The sequence below is a fragment of the Methanobrevibacter thaueri genome, assembly GCF_015062915.1.
GTDB lineage: Archaea > Methanobacteriota > Methanobacteria > Methanobacteriales > Methanobacteriaceae > Methanocatella > Methanocatella thaueri_B.
Genome location: NZ_SUTJ01000007.1, coordinates 82,718 through 103,711, shown reverse-complemented (window position 1 = coordinate 103,711; position 20,994 = coordinate 82,718). Strand labels below are relative to the sequence as shown.

Annotated in this window: 22 protein-coding genes; 7 read left to right on the top strand and 15 right to left on the bottom strand. The window is 37.0% G+C overall.

What is annotated here, in order from left to right; translation table 11 throughout:
• Positions 1 to 62 precede the first annotated feature (62 nt).
• The 7 genes from E7Z78_RS06380 to E7Z78_RS06350 form a co-directional block, all read right to left on the bottom strand.
• A complete protein-coding gene (locus E7Z78_RS06380) occupies positions 63 to 836 on the bottom strand; it encodes a coenzyme F420-0:L-glutamate ligase (RefSeq protein ID WP_303724326.1) in 774 nt (257 codons plus the stop codon).
• 26 nt (positions 837 to 862) lie between these two features.
• A complete protein-coding gene (locus tag E7Z78_RS06375) occupies positions 863 to 1,489 on the bottom strand; it encodes an IMP cyclohydrolase (protein WP_303724325.1) in 627 nt (208 codons plus the stop codon).
• Positions 1,490 to 1,505: 16 nt separating this feature from the next.
• The gene (locus E7Z78_RS06370) at positions 1,506 to 1,922 is read right to left on the bottom strand and encodes a biopolymer transporter ExbD (RefSeq protein WP_303724324.1); all 417 of its coding nucleotides are present in this window, start codon (positions 1,920 to 1,922) and stop codon (positions 1,506 to 1,508) included.
• An 8-nt stretch (positions 1,923 to 1,930) separates the two neighbouring features.
• On the bottom strand, positions 1,931 to 2,770 hold the full coding sequence (locus tag E7Z78_RS06365) for a MotA/TolQ/ExbB proton channel family protein (RefSeq protein ID WP_303724323.1): 840 nt from the start codon (positions 2,768 to 2,770) through the stop codon (positions 1,931 to 1,933).
• 92 nt (positions 2,771 to 2,862) lie between these two features.
• On the bottom strand, positions 2,863 to 3,477 hold the full coding sequence (gene rnhB, locus E7Z78_RS06360; RefSeq protein ID WP_303724322.1) for a ribonuclease HII: 615 nt from the start codon (positions 3,475 to 3,477) through the stop codon (positions 2,863 to 2,865).
• Between the two features lie 50 nt (positions 3,478 to 3,527).
• Positions 3,528 to 4,601: a rod shape-determining protein gene (locus E7Z78_RS06355; protein ID WP_303724321.1), complete on the bottom strand. Its 1,074-nt coding sequence runs from the start codon at positions 4,599 to 4,601 to the stop codon at positions 3,528 to 3,530.
• Positions 4,602 to 4,603: 2 nt separating this feature from the next.
• The gene (locus E7Z78_RS06350) at positions 4,604 to 5,242 is read right to left on the bottom strand and encodes a hypothetical protein (protein ID WP_303724320.1); all 639 of its coding nucleotides are present in this window, start codon (positions 5,240 to 5,242) and stop codon (positions 4,604 to 4,606) included.
• A 419-nt stretch (positions 5,243 to 5,661) separates the two neighbouring features.
• On the opposite strand from E7Z78_RS06350, the gene E7Z78_RS06345 reads away from it, so the two are divergent.
• From E7Z78_RS06345 to E7Z78_RS06330, 4 genes are read left to right on the top strand one after another with little or no spacing between them, the layout of a single operon-like run.
• Positions 5,662 to 6,357, top strand: coding sequence for an archaetidylserine synthase (locus E7Z78_RS06345; protein WP_303724319.1), 696 nt, complete (start codon positions 5,662 to 5,664; stop codon positions 6,355 to 6,357).
• A 60-nt stretch (positions 6,358 to 6,417) separates the two neighbouring features.
• Positions 6,418 to 7,593 carry a DUF515 domain-containing protein gene (locus tag E7Z78_RS06340; RefSeq protein WP_303724318.1) on the top strand — a complete coding sequence of 392 codons (1,176 nt, stop codon included), beginning with the start codon at positions 6,418 to 6,420 and terminating at the stop codon, positions 7,591 to 7,593.
• A 36-nt stretch (positions 7,594 to 7,629) separates the two neighbouring features.
• On the top strand, positions 7,630 to 8,349 hold the full coding sequence (locus tag E7Z78_RS06335; RefSeq protein WP_303724317.1) for a sortase: 720 nt from the start codon (positions 7,630 to 7,632) through the stop codon (positions 8,347 to 8,349).
• Positions 8,349 to 8,720: a dihydroneopterin aldolase family protein gene (locus tag E7Z78_RS06330; protein ID WP_303724316.1), complete on the top strand. Its 372-nt coding sequence runs from the start codon at positions 8,349 to 8,351 to the stop codon at positions 8,718 to 8,720. The genes E7Z78_RS06335 and E7Z78_RS06330 overlap by 1 nt, the downstream gene beginning before the upstream one ends.
• On the opposite strand, the gene mfnA is transcribed toward E7Z78_RS06330, so the two are convergent.
• The 3 genes from mfnA to rplJ form a co-directional block, all read right to left on the bottom strand.
• Positions 8,717 to 9,874, bottom strand: coding sequence for a tyrosine decarboxylase MfnA (mfnA, locus tag E7Z78_RS06325; RefSeq protein ID WP_303724315.1), 1,158 nt, complete (start codon positions 9,872 to 9,874; stop codon positions 8,717 to 8,719). The two genes, E7Z78_RS06330 and mfnA, sit on opposite strands and share 4 nt — an antisense overlap.
• A 57-nt stretch (positions 9,875 to 9,931) precedes the next feature.
• Positions 9,932 to 12,208, bottom strand: coding sequence for a phosphoenolpyruvate synthase (gene ppsA, locus E7Z78_RS06320; RefSeq protein WP_303724314.1), 2,277 nt, complete (start codon positions 12,206 to 12,208; stop codon positions 9,932 to 9,934).
• Between the two features lie 174 nt (positions 12,209 to 12,382).
• Positions 12,383 to 12,865, bottom strand: a complete 483-nt coding sequence (rplJ, locus tag E7Z78_RS06315) for a 50S ribosomal protein L16 (RefSeq protein ID WP_303724313.1) — start codon at positions 12,863 to 12,865, stop codon at positions 12,383 to 12,385.
• Positions 12,866 to 13,067: 202 nt separating this feature from the next.
• Here rplJ and E7Z78_RS06310 point away from each other — a divergent pair, with 202 nt between their 5' ends.
• Together E7Z78_RS06310 and E7Z78_RS06305 are read left to right on the top strand one after the other, a co-directional pair.
• Positions 13,068 to 13,298 (top strand): KEOPS complex subunit Pcc1, encoded by a 231-nt coding sequence (locus E7Z78_RS06310; RefSeq protein WP_303724312.1) that lies wholly within the window; start codon positions 13,068 to 13,070, stop codon positions 13,296 to 13,298.
• Positions 13,299 to 13,372: 74 nt separating this feature from the next.
• Positions 13,373 to 14,389, top strand: coding sequence for an ATPase (locus E7Z78_RS06305; RefSeq protein WP_303724311.1), 1,017 nt, complete (start codon positions 13,373 to 13,375; stop codon positions 14,387 to 14,389).
• Here E7Z78_RS06305 and E7Z78_RS06300 read toward each other — a convergent pair.
• Positions 14,366 to 15,460 carry a nucleotidyltransferase family protein gene (locus E7Z78_RS06300; protein WP_303724310.1) on the bottom strand — a complete coding sequence of 365 codons (1,095 nt, stop codon included), beginning with the start codon at positions 15,458 to 15,460 and terminating at the stop codon, positions 14,366 to 14,368. The two genes, E7Z78_RS06305 and E7Z78_RS06300, sit on opposite strands and share 24 nt — an antisense overlap.
• A gap of 90 nt (positions 15,461 to 15,550) precedes the next feature.
• Here E7Z78_RS06300 and E7Z78_RS06295 point away from each other — a divergent pair, with 90 nt between their 5' ends.
• Complete coding sequence (locus E7Z78_RS06295) at positions 15,551 to 16,807, top strand: dihydroorotase family protein (protein ID WP_303724309.1); 1,257 nt, start codon at positions 15,551 to 15,553, stop codon at positions 16,805 to 16,807.
• 44 nt (positions 16,808 to 16,851) lie between these two features.
• Here the strand turns inward: E7Z78_RS06295 and E7Z78_RS06290 are convergent, their stop codons facing one another.
• From E7Z78_RS06290 to E7Z78_RS06275, 4 genes are read right to left on the bottom strand one after another with little or no spacing between them, the layout of a single operon-like run.
• Entirely contained in the window at positions 16,852 to 18,087 is a 1,236-nt protein-coding gene (locus tag E7Z78_RS06290; RefSeq protein WP_303724308.1) for a 4Fe-4S binding protein, read from the bottom strand.
• 19 nt (positions 18,088 to 18,106) lie between these two features.
• Positions 18,107 to 19,534, bottom strand: coding sequence for a Ni/Fe hydrogenase subunit alpha (locus E7Z78_RS06285; protein WP_303724307.1), 1,428 nt, complete (start codon positions 19,532 to 19,534; stop codon positions 18,107 to 18,109).
• A 1-nt stretch (position 19,535) separates the two neighbouring features.
• The gene (locus E7Z78_RS06280; protein WP_292739179.1) at positions 19,536 to 20,462 is read right to left on the bottom strand and encodes a F420-nonreducing hydrogenase; all 927 of its coding nucleotides are present in this window, start codon (positions 20,460 to 20,462) and stop codon (positions 19,536 to 19,538) included.
• A gap of 15 nt (positions 20,463 to 20,477) precedes the next feature.
• A complete protein-coding gene (locus tag E7Z78_RS06275) occupies positions 20,478 to 20,903 on the bottom strand; it encodes a hydrogenase iron-sulfur subunit (protein WP_303724306.1) in 426 nt (141 codons plus the stop codon).
• Between the last annotated feature and the right edge of the window lie 91 nt (positions 20,904 to 20,994).

The following is a 20,994-nucleotide window of genomic DNA, read 5'->3' as shown; positions in this document are numbered from 1 at the left end:
ATTCCTTGAAGCAATTTTGGAGTACCAGTTCCTCCAGATAAAACAGTAATCATAATTATCACTCATTTTCTAAATACGTCAGCCTGTTTTGGCATTAAAACTGACTTAATGTTTGAATCGACATTTCTTAATGTGTCAAAACTGTCAAAGCCACGAATAACAACAACCGGAAGTCCCTCATCAGCCTGACCCATAATCAGGGATGCAGCTGCTGACAATTCATCGCATGTTGCAATTTCAGTGGTTTCCAATTCACGACCGTATAAATCCTTTTCACCAACCCTTCTCCATATAGGTGAAATTCCGGAACATCCTATAGCAGTACCTATGGCTCCAAATCTGAAAGCTCTGCCTTGGGTGTCTGTGATTATGACTGCAATCTCTTCTCCGAACTCATCCTCTAAAAATTCACGGATTTCGGCTGCAGACTTATCAGCATCCTGCGGCATAGGAGTTGCAAGACCGTCACCGACATTTGACTCGTCAATACCTGCATTGGCGCAGACAAAACCATGTTTTGTTTCAGTGATGACAAAATTAGGACCTACACGAACAACTTCATTGGACTCATCCAGAATTGCCTGGACCAATTTAGGATCCTTTCCTGATTGGTTTGCCAAATCGATTGCCTCTTGTGAAGGAGTCAATTCATCTAATTTTATAAAGTTTTCTTCAGCCTTTGAAATCAGGGTTTCAGCAATCAGAACAATATCTCCATGATTCAAGCTACAGCCCTGCTTTTCAATAGCATCCTTAATGATAAGTGAAATATTACTATTCCCATCAATAATAGGAATATTCTCTAAGCCAAATAATTCAATACTCATAATAATCATCTAAAAATAGTTAAAAAAAGAAAAAATTATGGATTATAGACATCAATAGTCCATTCTCCATCAAAAACAGCTGCACAAGAAGTTACAGGTTTTTCATATTCTGCGAAAACACCCTCATCAAAAATATATTTTGCAGCCTCTGTGGATGTTTTAGCTTCAAATTCAACCTTATCAGGCACTTGACTGCCATAAGTTGAAATGAATACTGCTTCTCCAAATGGTACTTGTTCAACCAATAGTTTACTATCGTTTACAATACCTACGTAACAATCGTATTCCTCCTCATTGTCACCAGGCACGACAACTGCAGCAATTCTTGGAGTGTTATAGTCATCCTTTTCATAATCCATTGTTAACAATGAATATGCAAGGGCGTCCCTAACATTCATTCCCACAGCCAATTTGTCAGCTATAACATCAGTTTGAGACCCATTTGATACGACAGCCATGTCTCCTACAATGCAGATGCTGTTGTATGCTATATAAGGACTCTTGTAAATGTCATTTTCATAACCTTCCTTTGGAACAATAGATGCACTGTCATCAGCTTTTAAACATCTCCTATTTGGAAATGACCTGCTTGACACTCTATAAGCCACAAAAGGTTTACCATCACTATTCATTCCACTTGATAAAATTCTACCAGTATACATTTTTTATTCCCCATTATTAAAGTTCAGGACGTTGAACCGCTTGGTCAACAGAAATTCCCGGAGGTGTTTTAATTACAATCTCACCAGGTTTAATGGTAACTTGTCCTTCATCGATAACTCTTGCCTGAACACCTACGGCACTGCCTGCAATGGCATCCGACCGGTCTTGGCCGTCAACAGTAACCTTGTGAAGGTTTGCAACAGGCACCACATAATATTCCTGGTCCCCAGAAACATCAGTGACATTAGGTTTTCCGCTGCCTTGCTCTATATCCTGGGCAGCATCATCGGCTTGAACATCAGTAGCTGAAAAATTACTTGTAACAACTAAAAAGATCATTATGGTGAATAGAATATCAATGAAAGGAACTAAATTGATACTTGGCTTTTGGTCCAAGAACTTCTTCTTATGTTTTCTAACATCAATAGCCATCCAATCACCTATTGTTTAAGTTTACTTTCAGTAATTTCAGCGTTAACATTACATTTCTCTAAAATAATATTCGCAATACTCTTATCCAACATGCTCGGCTTAAATGAAACCTTAATGTTGGCGTAAGGGTCTGAAATCAATCTGGTATTAACAACACCGTCAGCCTCTTGCAGTGCTTCAAGTGCGCATTCAACATTAGAATCGACTCTGACCTTAACTACAGCATAACCCCAGTTGGTCATTTTTGTAGCAAGCTCAATCTTATCCATTTCCGCTTCAATTAGCCCTTGAATGTAAGTGTAAGTTGGCAACAACACAATGGCCACTAAAAGCCCCATGATTGTGGTTGTCAAAGCAACGTAAATACCTTCAGCCATTGCTGCAGAGTCAGGATGAACTCCTAATGATTTGAATGTCATCCAGATACCGATAACAGTACCTATTAAACCTAAGAACGGAGCGAGCTCAGTGATTGTCTTGATGGTGCTTAAACCTTTAGTCATTTTAGCCATTTCAACAATGAAGATTTGCTCCATACTTTCCTCTACTTCGGTCTTGTTCTTATAACCGATTTTTAAGGTTTCTGAAATAATTCTAGAAATAGGATTTTTAAAACCGTTAATTTGTTTTAAAGCTTCAACAGCTCCGCCTCTTTCCATAGAAGCAGTTACAACACCAAAGATTTCGGTTGTATCCACTTTACTGATTTTTCTAAGATATGCTATTTTCCTTAATGCAATAATAAGACCATAAACACCAACGAAAAGAATTATATAAGTGATAATTCCCCCTTGAGTAAATATGTCCATTATTCCATCAATGAAAGGCATAATATACTCAACAATCATTTTTATCCTCTTAAAGTATTATCTTAAAAATTGTTTATAAGAATATTATATAAATTCAAATACTTAAATATTTTTTAAAAAAAAGAGTGGAACTATCTCATTTTGGCGACAGTGTTCCATGACCTTCTGACAAAATCCGGCATTTCATCATAAGTGTAGTTTTCCAGAAACTTTTTTGTTGTCGGGTCGGATGGATAACCTGAACCTATTCCGCCTTGCTTAATGAACTGCTTGTTGATTTCAGCAATCTGGTCATCCCTTTCGGCCTTGGCAATGATTGATGCGGCACTGACCTGAATATAGTTATCATCAGCCTTATGCTCTGCAATGACATCAAATCCAGTGTCCTTTTGCAGGTTATTCTGGAATCGTTCTGCTTTAACGTCAACAGCATCGACAATAGCCTTTTCAGGTTTTAACCTCATGATGAGCTCTTCCATTGCATTTTTCTCAATCTCATTGAGATTTATGCCGTCTGCCCTCATCTCATCAATTTCACGAGCGGAAATTACGATAATGTCATAATCAAACATTTTCTTTAATTTACGGGACAGTATTGTACGTCGATGTGGAGCCAGCTTTTTGGAATCCTTAACTCCCATCCTTTCAAGGACCTTTTCCATTTTTTCAGGAACAATAACACCAGCAATAACCAGCGGACCTAAAACAGACCCTCTTCCAGCTTCATCAACGCCTAAAATATCCATAATAATCAGTAAAAATAATAAATAAAAAAAAGAAGTGAAATAAAATAAATTTATTTCATAGCCCTAAGACGGACTTCCGGTTCTAAAGCTAATGGTTCAGCAGCAACAATAGCTGTACCTTTTGCTACAACAGTCATTGGATCTTCTGAAATTTCCACAGGTATAGCGATTTCATCGAAGATTCTTTCTTTCAATCCACGGAGTCTTGAGCTTCCACCAACAGCAACGGAGTTGTTGTAAACACCCATCATTAATTCTGGGGATAATCTTTCAAGGATTACGTTTAATCCGTCTACGATTTGTTGCATGTATGGTTCCACTGCATCTGCAACGAGCATTGAATCAATGACTACTTTCTTAGGTCTGTTGGTTTCTAATGATTTACCGATAACTTCAACACTTAAGTTTTCAAGTTGTTCTGAACAGTGAACCATTCCAACTTCCATTTTAGCGGATTCTGCATCATGAATACCAATAGCTACATCGTATTTTTCTGCAACAATTTCAACAATCTTATTGTCGATGTCATCTCCACCACATCTAACGGTTTCGATATCGTTGATACCACCGAGGGAAATGATTACAATATCAGTTGAACCTGCACCGATGTCTATGACCATGGTACCGTTTGGTTCTGCAATAGGTAATCCTGCACCAATAGCTGCAGCCAATCCTTCACTGATTACTAAAATGTTTTGTGCACCCGCTTTTCTACCGATTTCTTCAGCAGCATTCTTTTCAACTTCAGATGCGTCCCCAGGAATACCGATAACGATTCTTCCTACGGTTTCACCTTCATTGATACCAATTTGCATTGCTTTAATGAGTAATGCTTGTGCTTGCACAACATTTTCAATAACTCCTTTTTTCAAAGGTCTTACTGCAAGAATATCTTCAGGAGTTCTTCCAAGCATTCTTTTAGCTTCTTCACCGACAGCTAACACTTCAGCAGGGTCATCTTTTTTAACAGCGACAACAGATGGAATTTGGTATAAATCAAATTTGTCTCCTGAAGGTTTTGCAATAACAGTGTTTAAAGTTCCTAAATCAATTCCTAAACTATTACTGATAACTTTAGTGTTTTCAGTTTCTGGTACTTCTTCATCATTTCCAAAAATATTCATGATTAATCCTCCGTTACAATGTCTCTAAAATCGATAACGAAAATCTTATTAGATGTAGCTATACTTTGAACTTTTCCAACATCACCATCTTTCTCAACGGAAATTAAAATTGCAGACAATACAATTTCATTAGCATTGTAGAATGGCTTTAAAGCAGACTTAATGAAATTAGGTAATTTGACTTCATTATTTATATCAATATCTATGAAACTAGTGGTTTGAGACTCCTTGATTATTGCAAAGGGAATCTTGGATTTCTCAATGACGGTAACGGTTCTCCTGATTACGTCATCAGGAGCAACAAGCACCATGAGATTAGGTTCAGTGTTGAGATATTCCTTCGCCACTTCTATATATGCTCCACCACGTTTGTGAGCCTCATTTTTAAAATCGTTAAGGATTAAAGTGTTTCCATAAAGCATGATAAAATCAAATTTCTTATCAAGTTTACCTTCTTTAAGGATTACATGTTCCCTGAACAATATTTTAACGTTATGATTGGATGCAATAGCCTTATATGCCATGGCATCAATCAAATCAACATTCCCTGCAATGACACACCAGTTTTTCTCAATTTTATTGGTTCCATCGGATGAAATCCTTGCAGCTTGTCTAAGAACACGTATATTATCTTCTATCATTTAACTACTCACGATTTATCAATATAAATTAGTCCCCAATATAAATAGCAGATTTAAATAAAAATATTAAGCCAAATAAGGAAAATACCTTTAAATTAGCCAATAAATTTAAGATTTACTGCATTTATTTAAAGTCTAACAATTAATATTTATTAAAAATATTATTATATATATTTTATCTTTTAACGGATTTTTTAAAAAATATTGTTGAAAAAATAATTTTTAAAATAATAAAGCCCCCAATACATGAAAAACAAAAATTACATAAGGGAATAAGCAAATAATAAAATATATGAATGTTTCATATGAATGAAAAATAACATATGAATACTAAAAAGATTATTATTGTCGGAAAATGAATCAGAAGGCAAGCCAACATTAATAAAAGATAATGTGAAATGTAATACTGGAGTTAAAATATGAGTAATATGGAAACTGACATGAAAAGTTTTATAGCAGTATCAGACATCATATCCCTACTAAATATGTGTTCCGGATTCCTGTCAATCATAAGTTCGATAAATGGAAATCTCGAACTGGCAGCAATCCTCATGATCATTGCAATCATATTTGACTCAATTGATGGTTGGGTAGCACGAAAAACAAACAGACAGGATGATTGGGGATTTGGAAAAAATATCGATTCCCTATCCGATGCCATTTCATTTGGAGTTGCACCGGCGATATTCCTGTATTGCAGCATTAACACCACTCCCGGCTTTTATCAAATAATAGTGCTGTTGGTTAGCTTATTGATTGTTATCTGTGGCGTTTTAAGATTAACAAGATATAATGTGATAGCTGAAAAGATTGAAACCAAAGGATTCATTGGATTTCCAATCCCTGGAATATCCTTCATATTGGCAACATTCTATTTAAGCGGATTGTTCAATCCTTATGTCGCATTGTTATTGAGTATTGTTGTATCACTTCTGATGGTGTGCAACCGCCAATATCCTAAATTCGACAATATCCCGATTATTGCCATATCAGCAGCCCTGATATTGCTTTTGATATTGCAAGTGAAACTGGTCATATACAACATCAACCTGCCTGCAATCATATTGCTGCTGTTCTGTCTATACTACCTGATAATTAATTTAATTAAAAGATGAGACACCTTACTCCTACTAATTAAATTAACCATCATTACCGAAAATATAGGAGTAATCAAAATGAATGACCGACCACGAGATCCATTACGACCAAGAGGTTTTGAGGAAACTCAGGAATTGAGAAGACAGATTTCACAAGACTTTCCAAAACCTGCCAAAAAAGAAGAAGAGGATGATGAATTATCACCATTGAAAAAGCTGAATCACAAATTAGGAGTTTACCTATCTCCAAAAACAACCAGCATAAGCGATGACGAGCAAAAAAGAAAAATCGGAGTTATAATTACAACAATAATTATAATCACGTTAGTAATTTCAGCATATTATTTCATAATCTATGAACCGTCACAGGAGCAATTGTCCCTTGCAAAGACAACAAAGCTCAACGAGCTTCATGACCTATACTCAGGAGCATTGACAACATCCCCAAATGCAATGATGCTTGAAAGCAAAATCAATGACGCACACAGTCCAGAAGAGATAGAAACAATCAACATCCTCACTCCCGCAACAAAGGATTGGAAATCCTTCCATAAAAAATCAATCGCAACAAACCAGGACAAATACAACCGGACAATGGCCGTTTATGAAAACGAAAGCAAAAACACCATCATGCCGATTTCACAAGCAACAAAAATCCTAAATGAGAATGATGCCATAATCCTTTCAAAAATCAAGTTTGAGGAACCGAACACCGTTTCAGTGCCAATACTCATTTCAAGGCTTCAGGCAGGAGCTGGACTTGTAAGCGTTGGAAGTGTCGTTGACATATACAACAACCACAATTCAACAGCAGACAACTACACCTCAAACAGCACCTCACCCGAAATAAGCGGATGCACAGTCCTTTCGATAATGAGATATGAGGAAAACGGCGACATCGATTCTGAGTACTCAAAAACAAAAATGATTGTTAAGGGAAACAACACCAATCCCCATGAAAACACTAAGGGATTTTCATCAGACGTTTTGGAAATGATAAAGGGAGCCATTGCAAATGGCTATGATGAGAATGAGACTTTTGACATGCTTAAGGATTATGGAGTTAAGCTTTCAAACTATGAACGCCAAATCAATCTGGGTGATTTGGATGCACAGTACATGCTTTTGATTGAAACACCTCAGGATAAGGTCAATTATGTATTGAACAACATGGACGATATAGTGTTGACAATCCCAACATCAGAAGCGCCTGACTGGATGGTGAAAGAAATCAGCTCAACATACCAAAATTAAGAAAAGTATTATATTAGATTTGACAAATGAGATATTATGAAAAACCCTACAATTTCAACAATAATTGTCATAATCTGTTTGCTGATAATCGGATTATATGCAATGGGAGAAGTGAACTATTTCTCAACAAAGACACTTGTTGAACAGAATATCGACACTCCCAAGATAATAATCCCATCAATCGGTGTTGATGAAAAGATTAATACGGAATCATTAAATCTAGGCGTTTTGAGCGATCCAGGGGAAAACATCCCTACACAGAATTATGTTGCATTGTTCGGCCATAGAACCCTTCAGGGTTCACCATTCCTAAGGTTGAACGAGCTTTCAATTGGAGACACATTCCTATTGGAATGGCCGGGCATCGGGGAAGTTCAATATACAGTAGTGGACACTAAAATCGTGCCTGCCACTTACCAATTGAGTGGAGGAGATGGAAATACAGCCTACCTAATCACTTGCGACCCAATTGGGTCAACAGAAAACAGGCTCATCGTACAGGGTGAAGTGTCACAAATAAATGAGCTAAACACTGAAGCTCTCCAAAACAACCCTCAGGCGTCAAATGCATGGATAATCTCTGCAATATTCCTAGTGATTGGATTGATATTCACATTCCTATATCCGATAGAAAATAGGATATACATTTTCGCTACAGTGATAATAATATCAGCAGTTCTGTTCTTCTGCTGCATAAGTCCAATACCATCAGAGATCATATACGACAAGATTAATTTCCTAAACGGAGGATTATAATGGACGTTGATAAAGAATACTTTTCAAACATAACCACGAGAGAAAGAGCCATATTTGAAGGCGCAATCAGTATGGGAGCATTATTCCATCAATTTGTGGGAACTCCAGTTAATAAAGAGACCAAAAAAAGTTTGGAAACAAGCATGGAGGAATCTTTAAAACTGCAGCCTGCAATCGAGGATGTTGAAGTTGAAATCAGATTTGACAAACTTGAAGAGTCAATGACCGAATTCGACTACACTTCACTTACTGGTGACATGCTTGACGTTAAAATCCATACAAAAGTAGAAAACGTTAAGGCAATAATTCGCATTGAATTCATAGAAGAATTAAACTATCCATTAATGTATGTTGAAAACATAGAAGATTAGAATATTTCTTTTAAATCTTCTAACAATTCTTCTAAATGCTTTCTTTTTATATGATTCATTAAGACTACCCTGATTGCAACTGGACATTTTGCAACTGAAACTTTCCAATCCAATTCTTCTAATTTTTGAGCCAAAGTGTGAGCATCCATATCCGGATGGTTAAATGCAACGATATTCAGTTCAGGTTCACAGATTATTTCATAACCTATTTCTTTTAAAGCATTAGCAAAAAACTCAGTGTTGTCCATTAAGGTTTTAGCCAATTTTGAATATCCTTCCCTACCGAAATATTTCATTATAGCATAAGTTGCTGCAGATGATGCACCCAAACGAGTTCCGACAATAGTTGATTGGGTCTTGACAGTCAGGTATGGTGAATCAACCGCCATCACATCCAAGTATTCCTCACGTCTGAAAATTATTCCACCAGCAGGAATTGGAGCCAAACCCATCTTATGAGGATCCACTGTTATTGAGCAAACCCCCTCAAGTGAAAAATCAAATACCGGCAAATCATAACCCATCTCCCTTAAAAATGGAATTGAAAAGCCTCCAAATGCAGCATCAACATGGAAATATATGTTGTTTTCATGAGCTATTTTTGAAATCTCCTCGATTGGATCTATTAAACCCAGCTCAGTGGTTCCGGCAATGGCAACAATAGCCACTGTCTTATCAGAAATGGCCTGCTTAACGGATTCGACATCAATCTTATAGCCATCATCCAATTTTGCCTCTACAATCTTAAGGTTCAGCATGTCTGCAGCTTTCTTAAATGAAAAATGAGCAGAATCTGGAATGATTATTTCACCATTAACGATTCCCTTGTATTTGCGTGCATGATTTCTTGCAGCACGTATGGCCATGATATTCGCTTCAGTACCGCCTGTTACAATATTGCCATAAGCATTATCCAGGGATAACAACTTACCAATAGACTGTACGACTTTTTGTTCAATTTGCTTTGTTCCCTTGAAAAGTCCAGGATCTCCCAGGTTGGTGTCTAAAAACTTGCAGTAAACTTCCTTTGCAAATGGATGCGCTTCAGTGCACATTGAACCGAGGATTCTGCCATCTGCATAATCATAATCCAACTTATGAAGTTCTTCTAATTCCTTTAAAATATCCTGTTTATCCATTGGTATATCGTCCATAAAATAACCTATAACACGTTAAAATTAAAATAAAAATAAAAAAAAGAAAGAATAAAATTATTCTAAGCGCTTACGAGCAGCATCAAGAATAATTTTTTGCTCAGCACGAGCAACAGTTTTTCTCACATCAGCAATAGCATCAGTATTTGATGATACGCTTGTAATTCCAAACTCAACAAGTTTTTCAACAATGTGAGGCACACTGCCTGCTTGACCACAGATACTGCAGGTAACACCTGCTTCAGCACATTTTCTGATTGTTCTTTCAATCAGTTTCATTACTGCAGGGTGTTCTTCTGAGTAGTGTTTTGCTACAAACTCGTTGTTTCTGTCAACTGCAAGAGTGTATTGAGTCAAGTCGTTGGTTCCTAAACTTACAAAGTCGATACCAACTTTAATGTACTCGTCAATCATGATTGCAGCTGCCGGAATTTCTACCATCATACCGAAGTCAACGTCTTTGTGAGGTTCGAATCCAACTTCAGAACAAAGTGCTTTTGCTTTTTTAAGCTCTTCAGGACTTTGTGACAATGGAATCATAATACCAATGTTTGTGTATCCTTTTTCGTGTAACTTTTTAATAGCTTTGAATTCACATTTGAGGATTTCAGGTTGGTCTAGTTCTCTTCTGATACCTCTCCAACCAAGCATTGGGTTATGTTCTCTAGGTTCGTTTTCTCCACCTTCTAATGTGATAAATTCATCTGTTGGCGCGTCTAAGGTTCTGTACCATACTGGTTTTGGATAGAATGCATCTGCTACAATTTGAACGTTGTCTGCAATTGTATCGATCAATTCATCTTCCCTTCCATCAGCAATGAATTTACCTGGGTGAATACCTGAGGTTAACATTAAGTGTTCTGTTCTTAAAAGTCCAACACCATCTGCTCCTGTTGCTGCAGCCTTTTCAGCAGCTTCAGGCATACTTACATTAGCTTTAACTTCAGTCACAGTGATGATTGGAGCAGCTTCAACAGCACCTGCAACAGCCACTGGCTCTTCTTTGGTTTCAGAGATTCCATCAAATACTAATCCTTTTTTACCGTCTAAGGTAACACCATCGTTTTCTTTTAAGGTTGTTGTAGCATCACCTGTTCCTACAACACAAGGAATTCCGAGTTCACGGGAAATAATGGAAGCGTGGCAGGTTACTCCACCTTCATCGGTTACAATACCGCTTGCCCTTTTCATAGCAGGAACCATGTCAGGAGTGGTCATTGTTGTAACCATGATGTCTCCATCTTTGATTTTATCCAATTCGTCAATGTCTAAAACGATTTTGACTTTACCGGATGCCATTCCAGGACTTGCTCCAAGACCTCTTACCAGAACATCACCTAAATCGGAAGCTTCATCTTCAGCATCTTCAACTGTGTCTCCTAAGGTTGTGATTGGTCTTGCTTGTAATAAGAATAACATGTCTTTTTCAAATGCCCATTCAGTGTCCATTGGTTCACCATAGTGAGCTTGAACTGTTTTACCCATTTCGGTCAATTCAATTAGCTCTTCGTCAGATAAAACTCTTTCTTTTCTTTTATCTTCTGGAACTTCAACTTTTACACTGGTACCGTTTTCATCATTTGTGTACATGACTTTTTTGTCACTGATTGTAACATTGATGATTTCGTTATTCTTTTTGTCAACTTGATAGTTATCAGGGGTTACGTCACCAGATACAACTGATTCACCAAGTCCCCATGATCCTTCAATCAATGCAATTTCTTCACCGGTTGAAGGGTTTACTGTAAACATTACACCAGCCTTGTCTGCAATAGCCATTTTTTGAACAACAACAGCAATGTATACTTTGGAATGTTCAAAGTTGTTTTCTTCCCTATAAAAGATTGCTCTTGCTTCAAATAATGATGCCCAACATTTCCTAATGTATTCGATTACTTCATCATCACCAGATACGTGAAGGAAAGTATCTTGTTGACCTGCAAATGATGCTTCAGGCAAGTCTTCTGCAGTAGCGGATGATCTGATTGCAACATCTGTGTCGTCTTCATCGACCCTTTGACAGAGTTCGTTGTAGTATTCACGGATGAACATTACCAAATCGTCAGGAATAGGTGAATCAATGATTATCTTCTTGATTTCTTCAGCAGCTTCCTGAAGTTGTTTTGTGTCGTTGACATCAATTTGATCAAGAATTTCCATGACTTTATCATTAATTCCAGCTTCTTCCATGAAGTATTCGTAAGCTTGCGCAGTTACAACAAAACCTGGTGGTACTGGAATACCTGCTTGAGTCAATTCGCCTAAATTAGCTCCTTTTCCTCCAGCAATTCCAATATCATTCTTATCTAATTCCTCAAATTTTTTTACATACATGAGATTGACCTCTTGGATTGAAAATATTCTTACATTGACATAAAACTAATTAGCCAATATTATATTTTAATTTATTTTTCTATGTTTAAATATTTAATGAAAAAAAATTTGAAAAAAAGTAAATGAAAAATTGGTTAATGAAAAAAAGAGTAAAAAAAGATTAATTAAATAATATTATTTAATTAATTCTGCGCCTTTGTCGACTACGATTTTACATGGAACTGGCATTTTCATGCCTGCTCTTTTGAGTGCGACTTTAGCTTCTTCAAAGTTTTTAGCGTTACAGTCAATGGTAATAATCCTTTGGTTTTTCTTAACGATAGCTTCAACTGAAATAGGTTTACCAAAAGCGTTTCTCATACCACTTTGTACCCTATCCGCACCTGCACCGGTTGCCATTGGGTTTTCCCTTACGATTTGGTGAGGGTATACTCTTAATTTTAAGTGGTATCCCATTCTTCCTGCAGCCCTTTGCATTAACCTGTTAGAAGCAACCCTAGCAGCTTCTAAAGAGTTGTGTCTGATTTGAGCTGGTTTTTTAACAGCTAAACTTAATGATACTGGAAATTCTTCTTTTAAGTTACCCATATCGTATTGTACGATCCTTGAATTTGGGTTTTTTCTAATATATTCTTTTCTTGTGTAAGCACGAACCATTATTATTCCTCCGAAATAAACATAAGATGTTTTTAATTAAAAATAGCTAAAAATAGTAATTTTCCAACAATAGCTATATAATAAATTATATCGTAATATAATAGAATACTTAAATATATTAATTAAGTCATTAATAAAGGTTACCATATTTTCGATATTTTACCACAAAATTATTTTAGATAACAATAACATAATATATTTTATGAAAATCACTGGTGAAATTATCTTCACATACAATACTGAAAATGATGCAGAACTGGTTTTTGATTCATTAGAGGTTGACAATGAAAACTACCTAGAATCTTATTTAAATGAAAATCAGATTACATATACTGTCAATAGCTCAAAGTTAGGAAGTTTTTTAGCAACCGTTGATGATTTGGTCGCTTCAGAGATTGTAGTGGAAAAAATAATTAACAAAACAAAATCATGAAAACTTTTATATAAATAAAAAAAACATATATAACTATATTATATATTATTAAATTCGTTATGAGAGTGTAATTTATGGAATGCTATTATCATCCTGAAAGAGACGGCACAGATCAATGTGCAATATGTGGAAAATCAATTTGTAAAGAATGCGGATTAGAGATTGCTGGAAAAATATACTGTAAAGAATGTCTAGAAAAAATTGTAGGTCTCGGAATAGACAACAAATCTCAACAAGAACCTCAAACCGTTGCTGCTAAAGAACCAGTCAGAAGCGAACCTGCAAGACTTAACAAACAGCCTGTTGAGGAAAACATCTACGAACCTCAAGCAGAAGAAATCGTACCTACTCATGAGATAAAACAAATTAGTGACGATTCCCCATACAACATAAAGGATAATATTGAATATTCCGGAGGTCTTGAATCATCCTATATAAGTGATTCCGAAGCACAGCAAGTGCAAGTAGAGCCTCAACCACAAATTGCTCAAAACGAATATGAACCTGAAGTTGCAACACAACCTGTTGACAAAGCTCAAGATTTTATTTATCCTGATCACTCTTATGAACCTGCACCAACCAGTGCAAGAGTTGAACTAGAAGACAAATATGAAAAGTATCTCGATGACTTATACTTTGATGAAGCTGAAGTTCCTTTAGGTGAACAATTGGCAAAAGACGAAGAGGAATTCGGTTCCCTAACCAGACGTCCATACCAGCCAAGACCTGAAGAACCAGTTCTTGAACAAAAACCTTCAAGACCTGAAACCCCTGAAGAAATGGAAGCAAGAATCAGAGCTGAAATTTTAGCAGAACAAGAAGGTAAAAAAGGTAGAAGAGGCAGAAGAGCTAAAAAAGATGAAGATGAAAGCATCCACAACTTAAACTATAAGGATGAAAAAGAGCCTATGGGTGCTGTAGATATTCTTTTAACAATCATCTTGATAATTGTTATTCTAGTGGTTATCTACTATCTTGTTTACATCTTCGTATTGCATGCAACATACCCAACATTCATTGATGCAATATATGCTCTTGGAAACCCACAAAATGTAATAAACAATGTTTTAACTCCTCAACCGCAAGTTTAAAACATTTTTATTATTTATTTTTTCTTTAAATTTTTCTAAACTTTCCTTATTTTTATATGCCAACACCCTGATATTTGACGGATACTTGTCAATGTATTCGGAAATTACTTCTTTTGGAATCGGATTTTCAAGAATGCTCAATACCCTTTGACGGAAATGTGATGAAAATCCCGGCAATATTGACTCCTCCAGTGACTTCAAGTCATCAAATGGTCTGTTGTCAACAATGCTTTTGGCCAATTTATCGTTGAAAAGGTTCAATGCTGACAGCTTTTCCATGGAGTAGTCATTTGCAGTGGCCAATATTGATTCCTCATCGCGTATTCCATAGATGATTGAATCGTTGGTAATTTCCCTTTTAAGCACTTCAATTGTTTTTTCAGGCATCATTCCGGTGACCCTGTCGAAATTGTCCTTCTGGATGCTTTCACGAATCAGTGTTCCGCTGACGCCCTCTATCCTTTCAACAAAAATGAACTTGCCAGTGTAGTCAAAGCCTATCTTGCTTAGGGAGTTTGCAAAAGAGGTTATTACATAGTTATCCTCTTCAAGTTTTCCTTTCAAAAGGGTTTCATGTGTTGTCTTGTCCTGGATCTTGTAGGGTTTTGAGGCGACGTGATGGCCCATGTTTATTCTTTTCAATATTTCATCAATTCCTTCTACAGGCTTGTATCCCCTCGGAATATAGTCAGTGTTGAGTGCCTGGAATGTCTTGCAGAGGCACAGGGAGTACTGTCCGGAACCCATTATTCCCATTGGCGGACCTTCAACAACAATGTCCGCTCCGACGTCAACGGCTATTTCGGCCCTGATTTCACGTGGAAGTATATATGGGATTCCCCTTCCGCTTCTCTCGAAAAGTCCCGGCACAATAGCTACAAACAATGAGTCGGGAAACATGTCCCTTGCTGTTTTCATGCAATGATAATGGCCATTGTGCAAAGGATTGTACTCTGTGAAATCTGACACCAGAACCGTATCTGAGGTGGTGTCGGAAAGATTGGCCTCGGTATCATAATCCTCGTAAAACAATTTCATATCCCTTTTAAGAATATCGGAAACTTTAGACATAATAAAAACTATGTTTTCAAATTAAAAAAAAGTTATGATTTAAAAATATGAAATGACAAATATCTTATCAACATAATTAGGAGATTAATCATGGATTTAGTTTTGAAGAATTGTAAATTGGTTGACAGGACTGGAGAACATTACATCAAGATTGATGACGGCAAGATTACTGACATTTCAAAAGCACCATTGAAGGCATCAAAAACAATTGACATGAAAAATAATTATGTGCTTCCAGGCTTCATTGACCCACATATACATTTCAGAGATCCTGGATTAACCCAAAAGGAAGATTTCAAAACAGGAAGCATGGCAGCTGCAAACGGCGGATTTACAACAGTAATAGACATGCCAAACACACTTCCAAAGACAAATACATATAAGGCCCTTAAGGAAAAAATCCAAATAGCCGAAAGAAAATCCGTGGTTAACTTTGAACTTCAGGCAGGTCCGAACACCCTAGATGAAATGGAAAGGATGATGGAACTGAATCCAATCGCATTTAAGGTCTTCATGGACTTGGAAAGCGATGAAAGCCTGGAGAAAATATTCCATGATTTGTCCCTTTTAAAACAAAGAACCGATTATAACGGATTGGTCGCCACTCACTGTGAGAAAAAGTCAATTGTTGAAAGGGAGACAGGAAGACTGAAGGAAAAAGCTGAAAATGAGGCAATTGACTATACCTATGCCAGACCTGTTGAATCAGAGGATGAATCTGTCAGGCAGGCAATAGACCTTGCAAGGGCAAATCAATTACGATTGCATATCTGCCATTTAAGCTCAAGGAAATCATTGAGTATGGCAAAAAGTGCAAGTAAAAGCATGCCTGTAAGCTGGGAATTTACACCTCATCACTTGTTAATGGACAATTCATCATACAATATATATGAAACATTTATAAAAACCAATCCTCCACTAAGACAAAAACAGGATTCAGTGAGGATAAGTGATTTGGATGAAGAATCTATAATCGGAACAGACCATGCACCGCACACCCTTGAAGACAAGACAAAAGGAACCTGGGTATCATCACCTGGAATACCAAACCTTGAAACAGTAGTGCCACTGCTTTTAACAGAAGTCAATAAGGGAAACATCGATTTGAAAATCATACCTAAGATATTCAGCCAAAATGCCGCAAAAGTTTATGAACTAAAAAATAAGGGCGAAATAGCAGTCGGAAAAGATGCTGACCTTACCGTGATTGACTTGAAACAAGAAGGAAAATTCAATATTGATGAATTCAAAACAAAAGCAGAATATTCACCATTTGACGGATGGGAATATCAAGGATTACCAGTAATGACAATAGTCAACGGTAAAATAGTAATGGATAAATTATAACTAATTTTTAAAAAAAATAAGAAAAAATAGGTGTGTGTTTCCACCTATTTATAACATAAAGCGTCTTCTGGACAAGCTTCCATACATTGACCACATAAGGTACAGAATCCTGCAATTGGTAATTTAGGATTATCTGATTTGTGTAACATATCGTATGGACATGCTTCGATACAGTCACCACATGCATCACATTTGGATGGGTTGAATTGTATCCTGTCTCTTGTTAATGTTTCTTCGCCGACTTCTAATTCGATAGAACCAACGGATAAAGCGCCGTTAGAACATACAGTAGCACAAGCACCACATCTGATACAGCTGTTAAATGATGGTTCTGCATCAGTTTCTTCTAAAGCAGGGCATAACATACCAGTTTTGGTAACTACACGAATTGCTTCAGTAGGACATTTGTTAGCACATGCACCAATGAAATCACATTTTTCTGCATCTCTACCGATACCTTCAGCATCAACAGGAGCTCCTTCACCCCATTCAACATTAATGTCTAATGCGTCAACAGGACAAAGTTTTACACATAAACCACATGCAGCACAAACGCTAGGAATTGCAACGGTTAAGCTTGCACTGTTAGCAGCAATGAAATCTCCAGGACATGCTTCTACACAAGTGTTACAACCGATACATTTTGCAGAATCGAAAGTGAATGATTCAATTTCTTTAGTACGTTTGATAGGTACTTTTTCTGAAATGTAAATTGCATTCCAAGGACAGGTTTGTGAACATAAACCACATCTGATACAATCGTCGTTGACAGTAATAGGGCTTCCTACTTCTTCAAGGGTAATTGCATTTACAGGACAAGGATCTACACAAGTTCCACATCCAACACAATCAACGATGTAAACAGGACCTTTACCAGCTAAATCAATTTCAACTTCTTTAGGTTCTTTTACACCAGGAATACCGATTACATCTACTGGGCAAATGTCAACACATTTTTGACACATTACACAGAAACCTTCAACTTCTTTTAATTTAGCACCAGTGACTTCAATAGTTTCTTGTGGGCAAACTTCAGCACATTTACCACAGGAGTCACAAAAGACTGAGTTGAATACTAATCTTGCTTGTTCAATACCTTCAGCAATTTCGTACATTTCAACTTTTAATGCTCCATTAGGACAAGCGTCTGCACATTTTGGTTCTCCACCACAAGTGTCACAGTGAATAATAGAGCTAGGTGTTACATCAATAGCTGAGGTAGGGCATGCACCTTCACATGCTCCACATTTAATACAGCCATCTTCGTTAAATACAATCATCTATAAAACCCCCTTAAATTTAGAATTTTTTAATGAGGTTTCCTTCACTGTCTACGATATCTACTTCAGCTAATCTCATTTGGCTATCCATTGAGTGGGTAGCACAAGATAAACATGGGTCGTAAGCTCTGATAACCATTTCCATTAAGTTGAAAATGCTGTCGTCTACTTCTACACCAGGTTTGATGTAATCTTTAGCTACTTGGTGAATACCCATTTCCATAGCAGGGTTGTTTTGGATAGTAGCTACAACAATGTTAGCGTAATTACATAATCCGTTTTCATCGGATTCGTAATGGTGGATTAAAGTACCACGAGGAGCTTCAACAATACCTACACCTTTACCTTCGGTTCTTTCTAATTCATCAGGGAATTTTTTACCGGATAAATCTTCTTCTAATGCTGCAGCAGCACATTCAGCGGATGCTAATAATTCGATGAGTCTAGCATAGTTGAATAATAATGGTGCTTGAGCATATCCGAAAGCGTCACGGAAAGCTTTAAGAGCTTCTTGTGCGAGAGGTGCTTCTTTAGGCATTTGGTCACAGACATTGATCCTTGATAATGGTGCTACTCTGTAGATACCTTCTGGGTATCCCATTTCTTTAATGTATGGGAATTTTAACCAGGAGTAAGGTTTTACGTGTTCAGCAACATAGTCGGTGTACTCTTCGTTTCTGTATTCGAACATGTCACTACCGTCTTTGTCTCTGAATCTGATGTTACCGTTGTATACATCCCAGGTTCCGTCAGGTTTTACAGTACCACAGTGTCTGGTGTCACCGAAGTTACCTAATGAAGAGATTAAGTCAATGTTTTCTTCAAATACTGGAATAGCTAAGTCTAAAGTAGCTTGTGCTAATTCAACGTTTTGTTTAGCTCTTTCAAGTAAGTCTTTTTGAGTATCAGCGTCTAATTCGGTTGAGATACCACCAGGGGTGGATGAGGTAGGGTGAATAGGACGACCGCCTATTTTTCTAACCATTTCTAAACCGTTTCTTCTGATGTTAATAGCTTGAAGTGCAACTTCAGGCATGTCTTTAATAACTTGGAAAACATTTCTAGTTTTTCTGGTTCCGTTAGGAATGATTAAATCTGGTGCTGCTAAGAAGTAGAAGTGAAGAGCGTGGGAGTGCATGTAAGATCCCCAGTTCATAATTTCTCTCATTCTGTATGCAGCAGGTAAGATTTCATAGTCATCGAAACCGAAAATTTGGTCAACTGCTTTTGCAGCTGCTAAGTGGTGTTGTACATCACAAATACCACAAATCCTAGGTACGATTCTTGCTAATTCTTCTACAGGACGACCTGTTAAGAATTTTTCGAATCCTCTGAATTCCATAACGTGTAATCTTGTTTCTTCTACATTTCCTGCATCGTCAAGATGCACGGTGATTTTTGCGTGTCCTTCAATACGAGTGACAGGCTCCATAGTAAGCTTAACCATTTTATTCTCCTCCTTTCTGCATTTTCATTGGTACTAAAGCAGCAGGTAATGTGTAAGTATAGAAAGTACCTACAATATCATCTAATTGATCAGCAACTGTTTCTGGGTCAACGGTTTTATCTTCTTGTACACCGTAGTCAGATGCAATCGCACTGATCATTTTTGCTCCTTGGTCTAATACTTTAGCAGTAGGACCGTAACATCCTCTACATTGGATACCAATGGAAGGACATTCTGCACCACATAATGATACGGTAGCAGGACCCATACATACTAATCCTTGGGTAATTAAACATAAATCAGGTTCAGGAAGACCTAATTCGAATTGTCTTTTAATGAAGTCCATAGCTAAACCTGCAGGTGGTTTTTCTCTAGGACATACTTCACAAAGGTTAGTTGAAGGTAATTCGATTGTTTCTCCTCTTAATAATGTTAAGATAGCTTCTGCTACAACATCAGAACGAGGTGGGCAACCTGGAATCATTAAGTCAATATCCATACATTCACTGATAGGTCTTACTCTGCTTTCGAGATGAGGTACATCTTCGTGAGGAATAATTCCTTCAGGGTTTACAGTGGATACAGAGTTAATGTATGCTTCTTCTTCAAGTTCTTCTACAGTCCATAAGTTTCCGAGACCTGGAATACCACCGTAGCAAGCACAGGTACCGTAAGAGATAACCATGTTAGCTTTTTCGTTTAACATTTCAGCTAATTCTCTGTTTTCGTCGTTTCTTACTCCACCTTCTACGATAATAATATCTAACTCAGGTACTTCATCATATTTAGTATCCATGAGTACAGGGGAAAATTCGAAATCCGCAAATTCCATAACGTCAATTAAGGATTCGTGGAAATCCGCAATGGATAAGTGGCAACCGGAACATCCGCCAAACCACATGGTTCCTATTTTAACTTTATCTGCCATATTCATTCCTCCAATCTATCTTTCAGCATCTAATTGTTGTTTCAATGGAGCTGGACCTAAGTCTTTGATTCTGTTAACCATCATTTTAACAGATGAAGAGAATTTTTCACCTTCGGATGCAGAAATCCAGTCGTGGTGAACTCTTTCTTTTCCAATTCCCATGTCTTCTACTAATTTGTAGATTAATCTCATTCTACGATCTAATTTGTAGTTACCTGCATCATAGTGGCAGTCACCCATGTGACATCCAGCTACGAATACACCGTCAGCTCCTTCTTGGAACGCTTTTAAAACAAATTGTGGGTCAATTCTTCCGGAACACATTACACGAATAACTCTAATATTCGGTGGGTATTGCATACGTGCAGTACCAGCTGTGTCTGCTCCTCCATAGGAACACCAGTTGCAACAAAACATTACAATTTTTACATCATCAGCCATAGAGTTTCTCCTCCTCTATAATATTTTTTCTTTAGAAAAACTTGCGTCTTTCTAAGACAATTTTAAACTTTTTTAAAAAATTTTAAAATCT

Excerpts from the sequence above, each read along its gene's own strand:
- E7Z78_RS06355 (WP_303724321.1), bottom strand. The coding sequence starts at position 4,601 with ATGAATATTTTTGGAAATGATGAAGAAGTACCAGAAACTGAAAACACT.
- E7Z78_RS06350 (WP_303724320.1), bottom strand. The coding sequence starts at position 5,242 with ATGATAGAAGATAATATACGTGTTCTTAGACAAGCTGCAAGGATTTCA.
- mfnA (WP_303724315.1), bottom strand. The coding sequence starts at position 9,874 with ATGGACGATATACCAATGGATAAACAGGATATTTTAAAGGAATTAGAA.
- E7Z78_RS06310 (WP_303724312.1), top strand. The coding sequence starts at position 13,068 with ATGAAAATCACTGGTGAAATTATCTTCACATACAATACTGAAAATGAT.
- E7Z78_RS06345 (WP_303724319.1), top strand. The coding sequence starts at position 5,662 with ATGAGTAATATGGAAACTGACATGAAAAGTTTTATAGCAGTATCAGAC.
- rnhB (WP_303724322.1), bottom strand. The coding sequence starts at position 3,477 with ATGGATATTTTAGGCGTTGATGAAGCTGGAAGAGGGTCTGTTTTAGGT.
- E7Z78_RS06330 (WP_303724316.1), top strand. The coding sequence starts at position 8,349 with ATGGACGTTGATAAAGAATACTTTTCAAACATAACCACGAGAGAAAGA.
- E7Z78_RS06285 (WP_303724307.1), bottom strand. The coding sequence starts at position 19,534 with ATGGTTAAGCTTACTATGGAGCCTGTCACTCGTATTGAAGGACACGCA.
- E7Z78_RS06380 (WP_303724326.1), bottom strand. The coding sequence starts at position 836 with ATGATTATTATGAGTATTGAATTATTTGGCTTAGAGAATATTCCTATT.
- E7Z78_RS06305 (WP_303724311.1), top strand. The coding sequence starts at position 13,373 with ATGGAATGCTATTATCATCCTGAAAGAGACGGCACAGATCAATGTGCA.
- E7Z78_RS06275 (WP_303724306.1), bottom strand. The coding sequence starts at position 20,903 with ATGGCTGATGATGTAAAAATTGTAATGTTTTGTTGCAACTGGTGTTCC.
- ppsA (WP_303724314.1), bottom strand. The coding sequence starts at position 12,208 with ATGTATGTAAAAAAATTTGAGGAATTAGATAAGAATGATATTGGAATT.
- E7Z78_RS06365 (WP_303724323.1), bottom strand. The coding sequence starts at position 2,770 with ATGATTGTTGAGTATATTATGCCTTTCATTGATGGAATAATGGACATA.
- E7Z78_RS06295 (WP_303724309.1), top strand. The coding sequence starts at position 15,551 with ATGGATTTAGTTTTGAAGAATTGTAAATTGGTTGACAGGACTGGAGAA.
- E7Z78_RS06340 (WP_303724318.1), top strand. The coding sequence starts at position 6,418 with ATGAATGACCGACCACGAGATCCATTACGACCAAGAGGTTTTGAGGAA.
- E7Z78_RS06370 (WP_303724324.1), bottom strand. The coding sequence starts at position 1,922 with ATGGCTATTGATGTTAGAAAACATAAGAAGAAGTTCTTGGACCAAAAG.
- E7Z78_RS06335 (WP_303724317.1), top strand. The coding sequence starts at position 7,630 with ATGAAAAACCCTACAATTTCAACAATAATTGTCATAATCTGTTTGCTG.
- E7Z78_RS06290 (WP_303724308.1), bottom strand. The coding sequence starts at position 18,087 with ATGATTGTATTTAACGAAGATGGCTGTATTAAATGTGGAGCATGTGAA.
- E7Z78_RS06375 (WP_303724325.1), bottom strand. The coding sequence starts at position 1,489 with ATGTATACTGGTAGAATTTTATCAAGTGGAATGAATAGTGATGGTAAA.
- E7Z78_RS06280 (WP_292739179.1), bottom strand. The coding sequence starts at position 20,462 with ATGGCAGATAAAGTTAAAATAGGAACCATGTGGTTTGGCGGATGTTCC.
- E7Z78_RS06300 (WP_303724310.1), bottom strand. The coding sequence starts at position 15,460 with ATGTCTAAAGTTTCCGATATTCTTAAAAGGGATATGAAATTGTTTTAC.
- rplJ (WP_303724313.1), bottom strand. The coding sequence starts at position 12,865 with ATGGTTCGTGCTTACACAAGAAAAGAATATATTAGAAAAAACCCAAAT.